A 15,430-nucleotide genomic window follows, 5' to 3' on the forward strand; every position below is an offset into this window, starting at 1 on the left:
CGATGCGCCCTCGAAATCATGCGGGCCGCCATCGATGCGATGTACTTCCGCCAGACGTCGCCATTTGACGTCTGGACACTGGCGCGAGATACCGCCGGACGGGCTATGTCCCCAGCCATCAGAATTTAGTCTTAACATCTCGGGTTTGAATCAAAACCGGTGATTAGGCGCTGGCGATGCGAACCAATTCACCAATCACAGCGACCAAACGGTGGAGTCGTGGCTTGCCCTGAAATCGGTGCGGAGCCATGTCCTCACCGGAGACATGTGTATGTTTTCGCACCGCCTCGAATCGTGAATTCGTTGTGTCGCGTTATCAGAATAGGTTTCCTCCGAAGTCCCGCCGGCCACTCGGTCTGTCATCATTATCGCGCAAGCCTGAGCGCCATCAGCGCTCATCCGTGCAGGGGAGTTTTTCATGAAGGCTTTTGTTCGCGCCGCCAGTTTCTGCGTCGCCTTGGCAATGGGACTGGCGTCCAGCCAGGCCGCGGACAAGGCTTTCCGCCGCGATGAGCTGGCCGATCGCGCGATCAAGCTGGAGTCGCAGATCAAGAGCGAAGCGGGGCCCGTTGCCAAATCGGCGGTGACCTTGCGCACCGATGCCGATGCCGCATTCCGCCGCTCGGACATGCGCGCCGGGTTGCAGATCCTCGGACAGATCGTGGCGATTGCGCCGGAAGATGGCGCCAATTGGCTACGCCTCGCCAAGACTGTTTCGCAGATCCGCCCGGCAACATCTTCGGAAACCACCTTCCTGCGTGAGCGGGCCGCGACCGCTGCCTATATTGCCTATCAACGTGCCGGCAATGCTGGCGAGGAGGCCGAGGCACTGGCCGTGCTTGGCCGCGCCATGGCCGAACGGAAACTCTGGCGTCCCGCGCTGGATGCTTTCAGGCTGTCACTGGATCTGCGCGAGGTCGCGGATACACGCGAGCAATACGAGAAAATGCGCGGTGAGCACGGTTTCCGGTTGCTCGACTACAGCGTGGACTCCGATTCGGCGTCGCCGCGCGCCTGCTTCCAGTTTTCTGAGGATCTGGCGAAACGCGTCGATTTCGGACCGTTCCTGGCGCTTGCGGGCAGCGACAAGCCGGCACTGACGTCCGAGGACAAGCAGCTCTGCGTCGAGGGTCTCAAGCACGGCGAGCGCTACAACATCAATCTGCGTGCGGGCCTGCCATCCACCGTGAAGGAAAGCCTGCCGAAATCGGCTGAATTCAACATCTACGTACGCGACCGCAAGCCCTTCGTACGCTTTACCGGCCGTGCCTATGTTCTGCCGCGTACCGGCCAGAAGGGCATCCCGCTGGTGTCGGTCAACACACAGGCAGTCAATATCAATGTGTTCCGGATCGGCGACCGCAACCTGATCAACACCGTGATCGGCAGCGATTTCCAGACTGCGCTCAGCAAGTACCAGCTCGAAGCGCTTGGCGATGAGCGCGGCCAGAAGGTCTGGACCGGCGAACTCACTACAGACACCAAGCTCAACGAAGACGTTATCACCGCGTTTCCGGTGGATCAGGCGATCGGCGAGTTGCAGCCCGGCGTCTATGTGATGACCGCAGCGGCCAAAGGCCCGGGGTCGGCCGGCAACGACGACGAGGGAGGCTCGTTGGCCACCCAGTGGTTCATCGTCTCCGATCTCGGTTTGACCGCGTTCTCCGGCAATGACGGCATCCACGTCTTCGTCAACTCGCTGGCCTCGACCGAGCCGACGACGAAAGCCGAAGTGCGCCTGATCGCGCGCAACAACGAGATCCTGGCAACGCGCCAGACCGACGACGCCGGCCATGTCCTTTTCGAAGCCGGCCTCGGCAAGGGCGAGGGCGGGTTGTCGCCGGCGATGCTGACCGTGACGGCAGCCAAGGCCGACTATGCCTTCCTGAGTCTCAAGTCGAATGCCTTCGACCTGTCCGACCGCGGTGTATCCGGCCGTCCGGTTCCGGCCGGTGCGGACGCCTTCGTCTATGCCGAGCGTGGCGTCTATCGCTCCGGTGAAACCGTCTACCTCACCGCGCTGCTGCGGGACGGGCAGGGCAATGCCGTGAGCTCCGGTCCGATGACGCTTGTCGTTGAACGTCCAGACGGCGTCGAGTTCCGCCGGACCGTCCTGCAGGATCAGGGGGCAGGCGGTCGCAGCCTCACGCTCCCGCTGAATTCTGCCGTGCCGACCGGCACCTGGCGCGTCCGCGCCTTCACCGATCCGAAGGCGCCATCGATCGGTGAAACCACGTTCATGGTCGAGGATTACGTCGCCGACCGGATCGAATTTGATATAAATTCCAAGGACAAACTGATCAAAGCTGATCTTCCTGTAGAACTTAAGGTTGATGGCAGGTTCCTCTATGGTGCGCCGGCTTCGGGCCTCCAGCTCGAAGGCGATCTGCTGGTTGCGCCGGCCGCCGCGCGCCCGGGTTATCCCGGCTATCAGTTCGGTGTCGCGGACGAAGAAAGCGCCAGCAACGAACGCAAGCCGATCGAGGACCTGCCCGAAGCCGACGCCAACGGGTCCGCGACCTTCCCGGTCAGCCTGGCGAAGCCGCCATCCTCGACCCGGCCGCAGGAGGCGCAGATTTTCATTCGCATGACGGAGTCCGGAGGGCGGGCCGTCGAGCGCAAGCTGGTGCTGCCGATTGCCCCCGCAGCTCCCATGATCGGCGTGAAGCCGCTGTTCCAGGACAAGAGCGTTGCCGAGGGCGACAATGCGGCCTTCGACGTCGTGGTCGTATCGCCCGAGGGCACCTCGCTCGCCCGCAACGGTCTGCGCTACGAACTCCTCAAGATCGAGTCGCGCTACCAGTGGTACCGGCAGAATTCGTCCTGGGACTATGAGCCCGTAAAGTCCACCAAGCGCGTGGCCGACGGCGACCTGACGATTGCCGCGGACAAGCCGGCCCGGATCAGCCTGCAGCCGCAGCCGGGCCGGTATCGCCTTGATGTGAAGTCCAACGACACGGATGGCCCGATCACATCGGTGCAGTTCGATGTGGGCTGGTATTCGGACGGCAACGCCGATACGCCGGACCTGCTGGAGACCTCCATCGACAAGCCGGAATATGCCTCCGGTGACACCATGACGGTGTCGGTGAATGCACGTACGGCCGGCCGTCTGACGGTCAATGTCATCGGCGACCGACTGCTCACGACCACCAGCGTTTCGGTCAAGGAAGGCGCCTCGAAAGTCACCCTTCCAGTCGGCAAGGACTGGGGCACTGGCGCATATGTCGTGGCGACGTTGCGGCGGCCGCTGGACAGTGCGGGACAACGGATGCCTGGGCGCGCCATCGGCCTGAAATGGTTCGGGATCGACAAGAAGGCGCGCACCCTCGACGTCGCATTGACGCCGCCGGCGCTGGTGCGCCCCAGCACGACCATGAAGCTGCCCGTCAAGCTCGGTGGCCTCAATCCGGGTGAAGACGCCAAGATCGTGGTCGCAGCCGTCGATGTCGGCATCCTCAACCTGACCAACTACAAGCCGCCGGCCCCGGATGACTACTATCTCGGCCAGCGCCGCATGACGTCCGAAATCCGCGATCTCTACGGGCAACTGATCGACGGCATGCAGGGCACCCGTGGCCAGCTGCGCACAGGCGGCGACAGTGCCGGCGCCGAATTGCAGGGCTCCGCGCCGACCCAGAAACCGCTGGCGCTCTATTCAGGCATCGTCACGGTGAAATCCGACGGCACGGCGGAGATCGAATTCGAGATCCCCGAATTTGCCGGCACGGCACGCGTGATGGCCGTGGCCTGGACCGCCACCAAGCTCGGTCGCGCCAATGTCGATGTCATCGTTCGCGATCCCGTGGTGCTGACGGCAACGTTGCCGCGGTTCCTGCTGTCGGGTGATCGCGGCACCATGAATTTCGACCTCGACAATGTCGAAGGCGCAGCCGGCGATTACACGATCAGCGTAAAAACCTCGGGTCCGGTGAAACTCACCGGCAATCCGTCGACCACGGTCAAACTGGCTGCCAAGCAGCGAACCTCCATGGCGCTCGCCATCGATGCGGCCGGTGCAGGCCGAGCGCAGTTCGATGTCGATATCAAGGGTCCGAACGGGCTGACGCTGGCGCGGCATTATGAGCTCGACGTCAAGGCGGCCACGCAGATCCTGGCCCGGCGCTCGATCCGTACTTTGGCGAAAGGCGAGAGCCTGACGCTGACATCGGACATGTTCGCCGATCTCGTACCAGGCACCGGCGGTGTGTCGCTGTCAGCCAGCCTCTCCACGGCTCTGGACGCTGCCAGTATCCTGAAGGCGCTGGATCGTTACCCCTATGGCTGCTCGGAGCAGATCACCAGCCGAGCGCTGCCGCTGCTCTATGTCAACGATCTCGCTGCAGGCGCCCATCTGGCGATGGACACGTCCGTCGATCAGCGCATCAAGGACTCCATCGACCGGCTACTGGCGCGGCAAGGCTCGAACGGCTCGTTCGGCCTGTGGTCGTCGGGCGGCGACGACCCGTGGCTCGATGCTTACGTGACGGACTTCCTGACCCGCGCCCGCGAGAAGGGTTTTGTGGTGCCGGACGTTCTGTTCCGTGCAGCGCTCGACCGTGTCCGCAACTCCGTCGTGAATGCGGCGGAGCCTGAAAAGGACGGCGGCCGTGAACTGGCATATGGCCTCTATGTGCTGGCCAAGAACGGCACCGCACCGATCGGCGATTTGCGCTATCTCGCAGATACCAAGCTCGGCAATCTGGCGACCCCGATCGCCAAATCGCAGCTTGCTGCCGCGCTGGCGCTGGTTGGCGATCGCGCACGTGCCGAACGCGTCTATGGCGCCGCCGTCGAAAGCCTGCAGCCGAAGCCCGTCATCGAGTTCGGCCGGACCGATTTCGGCTCGGCCCTGCGCGATGCGGCGGCGCTGGTCTCGCTGGCCAGCGAAGGCAGCGCGCCACGGGCAACGCTAACCCAGGCCGTCCAGCGCGTCGAAGCAGCGCGCGGGCTGACGCCATACACCTCCACGCAGGAAAACGCGTGGCTGGTGCTGGCATCGCGCGCACTGGCCAAGGAGGCCAATACGCTGTCGCTGGACGTCAACGGCGCGGCGGTGAAGTCGGCACTCTATCGCAGCTACAAGGCAGCTGAACTGACGGGCGTTCCGATCAAGATCACCAATCGCGGCGATACACCGATACAGGCTGTGGTCTCGGTCACGGGCGCGCCGGTGACGCCAGAGCCGGCTGCGTCCAATGGCTTCAAGATCGAGCGCAATTACTTCACGCTCGACGGCAAACCGGCCGATATTGCCAAGGCGAAGCAGAACGACCGCTTCGCTGTAGTGCTGAAGATCACCGAAGCCAAGCCGGAATACGGGCACGTCATGGTGGCCGATTATCTCCCGGCCGGCTTCGAAATCGACAATCCGCATCTGGTGTCGTCAGGCGACAGCGGCAAGCTGGATTGGATTGAGGACGGTCAGGAGCCGGTGAACACCGAATTCCGCGACGACCGCTTCACGGCAGCCATCGATCGGAAGGCGAATGACAAGGCTGTGTTCACGGTCGCCTATATCGTTCGCGCTGTGTCGCCCGGCAAATACGTGCTCCCGCAGGCCTATGTGGAGGACATGTACAATCCATCGCGATATGGCCGGACGGGAACGGGCAGTGTCGAGGTCGCGAAAGCGAAATGAGCGAGGGTGATTCAGTAGAAACACCGTCATCCCCGGGCTTGTCCCGGGGATCCACGCCTTTACCGCCCCTTCGCGAAGACGTGGATGGCCGGGACAGGACCGGCCATGACGGGAGGAGAGCGCGGCGCGTCATCAAACGTGCGGTGATCGTTGCAGGTGCGGCTCTGCTTTTCGCTGGCGCTGCTTTCGCCACCTGGGTCCATTCGCTCGGACCGCTCCCGCTCGACAAGGTCAGCACCGTTTCCACCACGGTCGTCGATCGCAACGGCAAGCTTTTACGCGCCTACGCCATGGCGGACGGCCGATGGCGGCTGCCGGTGACGGCGAGTTCGTCGATCGATCCCGGTTATCTCAACATCTTGCTCGGATATGAGGACAAACGTTTCTACGCGCATCACGGCGTCGATCCGCTGGCGCTCGGGCGTGCCGCTATTCAATTGGTGACGCGCGGACATATCGTTTCAGGTGGCTCGACCATCACGATGCAGGTGGCGCGGCTGCTGGAGCCGCGGCGCGAACGCTCGGTCCATGCGAAAATTCGCCAGGCCGTGCGCGCGCTCCAACTCGAGCGCCAGATGAGCAAGGAGCAGATCCTTGATTTGTATCTGACGCTTGCGCCATTCGGCGGCAATCTGGAAGGCGTTCGCGCAGCGTCCATCGCCTATTTCGGCAAGGAGCCGAAACGGCTATCGCTTGCCGAGGCTGCGCTGCTGGTGGCGTTGCCGCAGTCGCCGGAACATCGGCGCCTCGACCGGCATCCCGGCAATGCCCGCGTTGCGCGCGATCGTGTGCTGGAGCGGATGGTCGGCGAAGGACGGGTGTCTGAGGCCGATGCGGTTCAGGCCAAGGCTGTTGGCGTACCCAAGCTGCGCAAGCCCATGCCGATCCTCGCGCCGCATGCGGCCGATCAGGCGGCATCGTTGCGCAAGGATGTCCCGATCATTCCGTTGTCGCTCGATGCCGGCATCCAGCAGGCGTTGGAGACATTGGCGCGGGATCGCGCAGCTGCTCTCGGCGGCAATATCTCCATCGGCATTCTCGCGGTCGATAATGAGAGTGGCGACATTCTCGCCCATGTCGGTTCGGCCGATTACTTCGATGACCGTAGGGCCGGGCAGGTGGACATGACGCGCGCCGTGCGCTCGCCCGGTTCGACGCTCAAGCCATTCATCTACGGCCTCGCTTTCGAGGATGGGTTTGTTCATCCGGAAAGCCTGATCGAGGATCGGCCGGTGCGGTTCGGCACCTATGCGCCGGAAAACTTCGACATGACGTTCCAGGGCACGGTGCCGGTGCGTAAGGCCCTGCAATTGTCGCTCAACGTGCCAGCCATTGCGTTGCTCGACCGCGTCGGAGCGTCACGGCTGACATCCCGTTTGAAACAGGCCGGTGGAAATCTCGTGCTGCCGCCCGGCGAAACGCCGGGTCTCGCGATGGGTCTCGGCGGCGTCGGCGTGACGCTGCACGACCTCGTCCAGCTCTATACCGGTGTGGCGCGCCTCGGCAGCGTCAAGCCACTGCGCGAACTGATGCAGGCGAATGGCGGTGATGATCGTGAGACATTCCGGCTGATGGACCCGGTCGCGGCATGGCAGGTCGGCAATGTGCTGATCGGCACGCCGCCGCCGGATAATGCCGTACACAACCGTATCGCGTTCAAGACCGGCACCAGCTACGGCTACCGTGACGCCTGGTCGGTCGGGTTCGATGGCCGTATGACCATCGGTGTCTGGGTGGGACGGCCCGATGGTGCGCCGGTGCCCGGACTGGTCGGGCGAGTGGCCGCGGCGCCGATCCTGTTCGACGCCTTTGCGCGAACCGGGAAGCTGACTGCACCGCTCCCCAGGGCCCCCAAGGGGGCGCTTGTGGCGAGCAATGCCAAATTGCCGCTGCCGTTACGCCGGTTCCGCCCGGCAGGTGAACTGATGCGATCCGGCAGCGAACAGGCCCTGCAGATCCAGTTTCCGTTGAATGGCTCCCGGATCGATGCCGGCGCAGGCGAGGGGCAGCTGTCCCCGGTGCCGGTAAAAGTCGCTGGCGGGGTGCTGCCCATGACAGTGATGGTCAATGGTTCCGCAGCTGGCGAGATTGATAGCCGTCGCGAGCGGATGGTGGATCCCCCGGGCCGGGCTTTGTCCGGCTGACCGTCATGGACGCGGTGGGCGCCGCAGCAACAGTTGTGGTCAGAATCCAGTAGACCCCGGCTAACTGGTTGTGAGACCGGTAGTTTCAGCGTATGCGACAAGCATATGGCTGAGACTGAATATACACCCCGATTTGGTGCCCCCCGTGAGCCGAAACCCCGTGTCGATCCGGGCAATACGCTCGCGCGCGTGCTGGATTTCGTCACGTTGAGCCACGGCCGGGCGGTCGCCTTCCTGGCCGTCGTCAGCTTTTTGTTCTTCCTGTCCGGCTTCTTTACGATCCCGCCGATCGACCGCGACGAAGCACGGTTCGCCCAGGCGACCAAGCAGATGGTCGAAAGCGGTGATTTCGTCGATATCCGGTTCCAGGACGAGGTTCGCTACAAGAAGCCCGTAGGCATCTACTGGATGCAAGCGGCCGTGGTGGAGGTCGCCGACCGTCTCGGCGTGCCCAATGCCGAAATCCGCATCTGGCTGTACCGCGTGCCGTCGCTGCTCGGCGCCATCGGCGCGGTGCTGCTGACATATTGGACCGCATTGGCTTTCGTGACGCGGCGCGGCGCGGTGCTGGCGGGCCTGATCATGTGCAGCTCGGTGCTGCTGAATGTCGAAGCGCGGATGGCGAAGACCGACGCCATGCTGCTCCTCACGGTGATGGCCGTGATGGGCGCCATGGCGCGGGTTTATCTGGCCTGGCAGCGCGGCGAGGAGAACAAGCAGGGCGGCTGGCTCGAACCCTTCGTGTTCTGGACGGGCATGGCGGTCAGTATCCTCATCAAGGGGCCGCTGATCCTGATGTTTGTCGGCTTCACCATCCTGGTGCTGGGCATCATGGATCGTTCGGTGGGTTGGCTCGGTCGGTTGAAACCGTTGGCAGGTATTCCGTGGACCCTGCTGCTGGTGCTGCCGTGGTTCGTGGCGATCTATCTGAAGGCCGGGCAGAGCTTCTTCCAGGATTCCATCGGCGGCGACATGCTGAGCAAGCTGCAGGCGCAGGAATCCCACGGCGCACCTCCGGGCACCTACTTCCTGCTGTTCTGGGTGACGTTCTGGCCCGGCGCGCCGCTCGCCGGCATGGCCGCGCCGGCAATCTGGCGTGCACGCCGTGAGCCCGGCGCCCAGTTCCTGCTGGCCTGGCTGGTGCCGTCCTGGATCGTATTCGAAGCCGTGATGACCAAGCTGCCGCATTACGTGCTGCCGCTCTATCCGGCCATTGCCATTCTCATTGTCGGCGCCATGGAACGCCGGGTGCTGGCGCGTGGCTGGCTGTCGCGCGGCTCGGCGTGGTGGTTTGCCATTCCCGTGCTGGCAGCCGTGGGCGCGTTGGTGGGCTCCGTCGCCGTCGTCCGTCACCCGATGTTCCTGGCCTGGCCGTTCGCGGCCGGCGCGCTGGTCTTCGGCCTGTTCGCCTGGATGATGTATGACAACAACCGCGCCGAACGCTCGCTGTTGTCGGGCGTGGTGGCGGCCTTCTTCATGAGCATCGCGTTCTACGCGGTGTTCCTGCCGTCGCTGAAGCCGGTGTTCCCGAGCGTTCACCTCGCGCGGGCATTGCGCACCGTTGTCTGCGTGGCGCCGAAGGCGGCTGCAGCCGGCTATCATGAACCCAGCCTCGTCTTCATGGCCGGCACCGGAGCGCAGCTTCTGGATGGTGCGGGGGCCGCGGATTTCCTGGCGCAGGGCAGCTGCCGGTTCGCTCTGGTGGAGTATCGTTCCGAGCGCCAGTTCGCGCAGCGTGCGGAAGCGCTGGGCCTGCGCTACAACATGTTTACCCGCGTCGAAGGTTACAACTACTCGCAGGGTAAAGCCGTCTCCATCGCCATCTATCGTTCCGAAGGAACCGAGTGATGACCGGGCCGTCGCAGACTGCGCCGGGCTACTTCGCACAACTCGGCAGGATCCTGTGGCATGCGGTGACGCAGGTGCTACGGCCACCCGCGCATTCGCGCCGCGCCGAAGCTGCGCGCCATTGGGCGAAGCGCTCGCTCGCATTCGGCGCGCTGACGGCAGTGGTCATCATTGCATTGATGTATCTGCTCGATGTCTATGAGATCGGTCTGATGCCGCCGCGGGGCACGGCCAGTTTGTGGCCATTGCGGATCGTGACGGATTTCGGGAAGTCCGAATATGTGCTGTGGGTGCTGTTCGCACTGTTGATCTTCATCATGCTGGTCGCGCCGCGGCTGCGTGGCGTGTCACGGGCGATCTGGCTGAGTGTCGGCACGCGCGTTCAATACATCTTCCTTACGGTGGGCGTGGCCGTCATCCTGGGTGAATTGCTCAAGGGCACCATTGGCCGCGGGCGGCCGTTCGTCGGTGGCGCCGCCAATGCGTTTCACTACTCGCATTTCTCATGGAGCGAGATCTATGCGAGCTTCCCGTCGGGCCATGCGACCACCAGCTTTGCGCTCGCCTTTGCAGTCGGAGCGCTATGGCCGCGGTTGCGCATGCTGATGATCGCCTATGCGGTCATCATCTGCTGCAGCCGGCTGGTCCTACTAGCCCACCATCCGAGCGATGTAGTGGCCGGCGGTCTGCTCGGCTGGATCGTCGCCATGGCCATGCGTTACTGGTTCGCGGCCCGCCACCTCGCTTTCACCATCCGACCGGGCGGAGAAACTGTCCCGTTGCCGGGGCCGTCCTGGGGACACGTCAAGAGGGTTGCCCGCGAGGCGATCGCCCCATAATAAGCCGTCTTCGCGCCGTGGCTGCGGCGAGTTCCCGTAGCCGGTCCGCCAACCAAGAGCTTCGCTTTGTCCGCTGCTGACACTTCTCCCATCGACGTCTCCATTGTCGTGCCCGTGCGCAACGAGGAGGGCAATGTCGCGCCGTTGATCGCCGAGATCGCAGCCGCGCTGGATGGCCGCTGGGCTTACGAGATCATCTACGTCAATGACGGCTCCACGGACCGCACGCCTGGTTTACTCGCCGAATTGATGCAGGCGCGCGGCAATCTGCGGCGGATCGATCATGCGGCGTCATCGGGCCAGTCGGCGGCGGTACGCACCGGCGTGCGCCATGCGCGCGGCGGCATCGTCGCGACGCTCGACGGCGACGGCCAGAACAATCCGGCATTCCTGCCGAACCTGATTTCGGCGATCGCCGATGGCGGCGGGCGCGTCGGTCTCGCTGCGGCTCAGCGGGTCGGCCGCAAGGATACCGGCTTCAAGAAATTCCAGTCGCGCATCGCCAACAAGGTGCGCAACGCCGTGCTCAAGGATGGCACCCGTGACACCGGCTGCGGGCTGAAGGCGTTCCGCCGTGACGTGTTCTTGTCGCTGCCTTATTTCGATGGTCTGCATCGCTTCCTGCCGGCGCTGGTGCGCCGCGAGGGATTTGAGATCGCCTATGTGGATGTCATCGACCGCCCGCGTCATTCCGGCGTGTCGAATTACGGATTCTTCGACCGGCTGTGGGTCGGCCTGATGGATCTGGCCGGCGTGTGGTGGCTGATCCGCCGCAAGCGCACGACGCCTGTCGCAACCGAGTTCAAGTAAATGCTGATCAGCTACGGCCAGGTTCTAGGCGACTATCTCTACGATGTGTTCGTTGCCAAATTCGATTTCTGGCTGGCATTCGGCCTGGTGGCGCAACTGCTATTCACCGCGCGCTTTGTGGTGCAGTGGATTTCAAGCGAGCGCGCCGGGCAGAGCGTGGTGCCGATGGCGTTCTGGTTCTTCTCGATCGCCGGCGGGCTGATGACACTGGTCTATGGCATCGCCAAGCGCGAACCGGTGATCATCATCGGCCAGGCCGCGGCCACGGTGATCTATGTCCGCAACATCATGCTGATCATCAAGAACCGCGGCCGCGCCTCGAAGACGCTGTCGAACTAATCGCCTGCTGCGCCGATCTTTGCGTGGTCATTGAGCCACGGTCATCCACCAGTGCTGAACGATCTCGGGGCTCGTGAGCTGGATGGTTGCAGATGCTTCGAGCTGGCTTTTGCGATAGGCGCTCGCAGTAGACCCAAACCTTGCGCGAAAGCTGCGGCTGAAATGCGCCTCGCTGCTGAAGCCCAGGTCTGATGCGAGCCGCGACAGCCGGCGGGTCTCCAGGGGATCGCTGAGGGCGGCCTGCACGGCGAGCAAACGACGCTCCTGGACATAGCGCATGATGCCGCCATGATCCGCGAACAGGCGATAGAGCGTGGCGCGCGATATGTCGAGTTTCAGCGCCAGCCAGTCCGGCGACAGTTCGGGCAATGCGAGATGATCCCGGATCGTCGCTTCGGTCAGCGCCAGGATGTTTTCGTCGGCATCCTTTTGCCGCACGAGAAAATCGTCCGGCATCGGCGCGAGCAGGCGTTTCAAAAATCCAACAGTATCGTCGATCGTGGCCGTGACATCGGCCTCGGTCAATTGCGCGCTCCGTTCCAGCAGCGAGCGGATATGTGCGGCCAGAAGGTCGTTCCTGAGTGTATCGAGGCGCGGCTTGAGTGTGTCGAACGGCACGCCATCCAGCAACTTGCGCGGCACGATCAGCGAGACGGTGGTCGATGCAAAGGCGCGTGTGTTCACGGGGTGCGCGAGATCGATCAGCGCGACCTTGCCGGGGCCGATCGTCGTCGTTTGCCGATTGATCGTCCCATTGAATCCGCCATTGACATAGAGGTGCAGTAGCAGGTGGTCCGGCGTGACAGCGATGCGTTGTTCGTCGCGAACGAAATCCTGGGCGGTGAAGATCACCTTGGCGATGATGATGTCGCCGATAATGACACCCGACGCCGACCCGGTCGGGATCTTCTTGTTGGGACCACACGACCTCGGCTCGAACAGAGGGGAGAGCACTGCACTCCAGGTTGCAAATGCATCGAGGTCATCGAGCCCGCTGGTCACGTAGTATAGACGGGGAAGCGGCGGCGCATGGAGCTGCGGGTCTTGCAAGGCACTTTCCTCGGACGAGCGATGGCTCTGATCCGGACATCGATGACGCGTATTGTAGCGGGGTTGTGGACGAGAAACGACCGATACGTTGGTCGCAACTGCGAGAGCTTGTCAGCGTGGTGAACGCAGGCATCGCGATGACACGGCATCATTCGTGATGCCGTGTCGTGGCTGGCTGCGCCCGTGGCCAGATGCCACGCTCAGAAAATCGAGTTCACGCGGCTGCCTTCAGCGCCGCGAAGCCGCGTTCGAGATCGGCCTTGAGATCGTCCAGGCTTTCGAGGCCGATATGGAGACGCAGCGTCGGGCCGCCCGGCGCCCATGTGGTCGCCGTGCGGTACTCGCTGCAATCAAACGGGATGACCAGGCTCTCGAAACCGCCCCACGAATAGCCCATGCCGAACAGCTTGACGGCGTCGAGCAGGGCATCGACGGCCTTCTGGGACACCGGCTTCAGCACGATGCTGAACAGGCCGGACGCGCCGGTGAAGTCGCGCTTCCAGATCGCGTGGCCGGGATCTTCGGGCAGAGCAGGGTGCAGCACTTTCAGCACTTCCGGACGTGCCTTCAGCCATTGCGCCATCTCGATGCCCGCGCGCTGGTGATGGGCAAGGCGTACCGACATGGTGCGGAGGCCGCGCAGCGCGAGGAAGACATCGTCAGGACCGGCGCAGGTGCCGAGCAGCTTGATGCCTTCGCTGATCTTCGGCCATGCGGCGTCGTTGGCCGAGATGGTGCCGAACATGATGTCGGAATGGCCGCCGATATATTTTGTGGCGGCCTGGATGCTGATATCGACGCCTTGCTCGAGGGAGCGATGATAGAGCGGCGTCGCCCAGGTGTTGTCGTCGATCACCAGCGCGCCATGCTTGTGGGCGATGCCTGCGATCACGGGCACATCGGGCATTTCGAAGGATTGTGAGCCCGGCGCCTCGACCATGACGGCGCGCGTGTTCGGCTTGATCAGGGCCTCGATGCCAGCACCGATCAGCGGATCGAAATAGGTGGTCTCGATGCCGTAGCGCGCCAGCATGCCGTTGCAGAAATTGCGGGTCGGGCGATAGGCGCTGTCCGAGACGAGGAGGTGGTCTCCGGCGTTGAGGACCGAGAGCAGCGCGGTCGAGATCGCAGCCAGGCCGGACGGCACGAGGCCGACGCCGGCGCAGCGCGGGCCTTCCAGCGCAATCAGCGCCTGCTGAAGCGCCTTGGTGGTCGGCGTGCCGTGGCGGCCATATTGATATTCGCCGCGATGGGCATGCAGGTCATCGGCGGTCGGGTAGAGCACGGTCGACCCGCGCACGGTGGGCGGATTGACGAAGCCCCATTGGCCTTTGGTGTCGCGGCCGGCGGTGACGATCACCGTATCGGTATCGAGCGAAGAAGTGCCGTGATTGTCGGATGAAGCCATCGGGAAGCGCCTGCCGGGTCTGGTGTTTTGCCGCAGCGGACCGCGGCGAACGCGCGCATCTGCTGCAGCGCCACTAAGCCGACAGGACCGGTTCCCCGTCAACCCCTTGACCCGACTGGCAGATCGCTCTCGTCTGCAAGCCATGGTGGTGACCTGCGGCTCCGACTCGCATAACTGGATTTGATCCGAACTGGCGCGAACCGGCCTTTTCGGCTGAGTGGTGGCCCGCTATGGAACTGATCGAACGGTTCGGCATTCAGTTCTTTGTGTGGTGCTGCGCCCGGTTGGTCGGGCGACGCCGACGCCTCAGGAAAGGCTCCTCCATGAAATCCGCGACCTTGATGCTCACCCTCGCAATCGCAGCCGGCTGGACGGCGCAGGGCGCGTCGGCGCAAACACTGAAGACTGTGAAGGATCGCGGCGTGTTGTCCTGCGGCGTGACGCAGGGCCTGCCGGGCTTTTCGGCGCCGGACGACCGCGGCAACTGGGCCGGCCTCGATGTGGATCTGTGCCGCGGCATCGCGGCGGCGATTTTCAATGACGCGACCAAGGTCAAATATGTCCCGCTGTCGGCCAAGGACCGCTTCACCGCGCTGCAGTCCGGCGAGATCGACGTGTTGTCGCGCAACACGACCTGGACGCTCTCGCGCGACACATCGCTGGGCGTGAATTTCGCCGGCATCAACTATTACGACGGCCAGGGCTTCATGGTTCGCAAGGCGCTGAAGGTGAACTCGGCGCTCGAACTGAACAGCGCGTCGGTGTGCCTGCAGACGGGCACCACCAACGAGCAGAACCTCGCCGACTTCTTCAAAGGCAACAACATGAAATATGAGGTGGTCGCGTTTTCGACCGCCGATGAAGTCGTGAAAGCCTATGAGTCCGGGCGGTGTGATGCGTTCACCGCGGACATCTCGCAGCTCTATGCCGAGCGCCTGAAGCTGACCACGCCGGCCGATCATGAAGTGCTGCCGCAGGTGATTTCCAAGGAGCCGCTGGGCCCGCTGGTGCGGCATGGCGATGATCAATGGCTCGACGTGGTGCGCTGGACGCTGTTCGCGCAGGTGAATGCGGAAGAGCTGGGGATCACCCAGAAGAATGTCGATGACCAAGCCAAATCCGACAAACCCGAGCTGAAGCGCATCTTCGGCACCGATGGCAGCCTCGGCGAACAACTCGGCCTCACCAAGGACTGGTTTCATCGCATCATCAAGGCGACCGGCAATTACGGCGAGAGTTTTGATCGCCATGTCGGACCGGGCTCGAAGCTCGGGATCGCGCGTGGCTTGAACCAGCTCTGGAACAAAGGCGGCATCATGTTTGCGCCGCCGATCCGCTAAGCGCCGCGCCC

Annotated in this window: 8 protein-coding genes and 1 pseudogene; 7 read left to right on the forward strand and 2 right to left on the reverse strand. The window is 63.5% G+C overall.

The window, feature by feature from the left end:
- Positions 1-418: 418 nt before the first annotated feature.
- The 6 genes and pseudogenes from RPMA_RS14785 to RPMA_RS14810 all read left to right on the forward strand — a co-directional run bounded on the left by RPMA_RS14785 (position 419) and on the right by RPMA_RS14810 (position 11,621).
- On the forward strand, positions 419-5,641 hold the full coding sequence (locus RPMA_RS14785; protein WP_211908099.1) for an alpha-2-macroglobulin family protein: 5,223 nt from the start codon (positions 419-421) through the stop codon (positions 5,639-5,641).
- Positions 5,638-7,838 (forward strand): annotated as a pseudogene (gene pbpC / locus RPMA_RS14790) (penicillin-binding protein 1C). Before RPMA_RS14785 ends, pbpC begins: the two are co-directional and overlap by 4 nt.
- 52 nt (positions 7,839-7,890) lie before the next feature.
- Positions 7,891-9,633, forward strand: a complete 1,743-nt coding sequence (locus tag RPMA_RS14795; protein WP_211908101.1) for an ArnT family glycosyltransferase — start codon at positions 7,891-7,893, stop codon at positions 9,631-9,633.
- Positions 9,633-10,472, forward strand: a complete 840-nt coding sequence (locus RPMA_RS14800; protein ID WP_211908103.1) for a phosphatase PAP2 family protein — start codon at positions 9,633-9,635, stop codon at positions 10,470-10,472. The genes RPMA_RS14795 and RPMA_RS14800 overlap by 1 nt, the downstream gene beginning before the upstream one ends.
- Before the next feature lie 66 nt (positions 10,473-10,538).
- Positions 10,539-11,282, forward strand: a complete 744-nt coding sequence (locus RPMA_RS14805; protein ID WP_211908110.1) for a glycosyltransferase family 2 protein — start codon at positions 10,539-10,541, stop codon at positions 11,280-11,282.
- Complete coding sequence (locus tag RPMA_RS14810; protein WP_211908111.1) at positions 11,283-11,621, forward strand: lipid-A-disaccharide synthase N-terminal domain-containing protein; 339 nt, start codon at positions 11,283-11,285, stop codon at positions 11,619-11,621. It begins immediately after the preceding gene.
- A 27-nt stretch (positions 11,622-11,648) separates the two neighbouring features.
- Here the strand turns inward: RPMA_RS14810 and RPMA_RS14815 are convergent, their stop codons facing one another.
- A complete protein-coding gene (locus tag RPMA_RS14815) occupies positions 11,649-12,671 on the reverse strand; it encodes a helix-turn-helix domain-containing protein (RefSeq protein WP_211908112.1) in 1,023 nt (340 codons plus the stop codon).
- 214 nt (positions 12,672-12,885) lie between these two features.
- Positions 12,886-14,079: a cystathionine beta-lyase gene (gene metC, locus RPMA_RS14820; protein ID WP_211908114.1), complete on the reverse strand. Its 1,194-nt coding sequence runs from the start codon at positions 14,077-14,079 to the stop codon at positions 12,886-12,888.
- Positions 14,080-14,402: 323 nt separating this feature from the next.
- On the opposite strand from metC, the gene RPMA_RS14825 reads away from it, so the two are divergent.
- The gene (locus RPMA_RS14825) at positions 14,403-15,419 is read left to right on the forward strand and encodes an amino acid ABC transporter substrate-binding protein (RefSeq protein ID WP_211908115.1); all 1,017 of its coding nucleotides are present in this window, start codon (positions 14,403-14,405) and stop codon (positions 15,417-15,419) included.
- The last annotated feature ends 11 nt before the right edge of the window (positions 15,420-15,430 follow it).

The sequence above is a fragment of the Tardiphaga alba genome (genome assembly GCF_018279705.1).
In the GTDB taxonomy this organism is placed as follows: domain Bacteria; phylum Pseudomonadota; class Alphaproteobacteria; order Rhizobiales; family Xanthobacteraceae; genus Tardiphaga; species Tardiphaga alba.

Bases quoted from the DNA above. Each gene is read 5' to 3' on its own strand.
- RPMA_RS14825 (WP_211908115.1), top strand. From the start codon at position 14,403: ATGAAATCCGCGACCTTGATGCTCACCCTCGCAATCGCAGCCGGCTGG.
- RPMA_RS14800 (WP_211908103.1), top strand. From the start codon at position 9,633: ATGACCGGGCCGTCGCAGACTGCGCCGGGCTACTTCGCACAACTCGGC.
- RPMA_RS14795 (WP_211908101.1), top strand. From the start codon at position 7,891: ATGGCTGAGACTGAATATACACCCCGATTTGGTGCCCCCCGTGAGCCG.
- metC (WP_211908114.1), bottom strand. From the start codon at position 14,079: ATGGCTTCATCCGACAATCACGGCACTTCTTCGCTCGATACCGATACG.
- RPMA_RS14785 (WP_211908099.1), top strand. From the start codon at position 419: ATGAAGGCTTTTGTTCGCGCCGCCAGTTTCTGCGTCGCCTTGGCAATG.
- RPMA_RS14810 (WP_211908111.1), top strand. From the start codon at position 11,283: ATGCTGATCAGCTACGGCCAGGTTCTAGGCGACTATCTCTACGATGTG.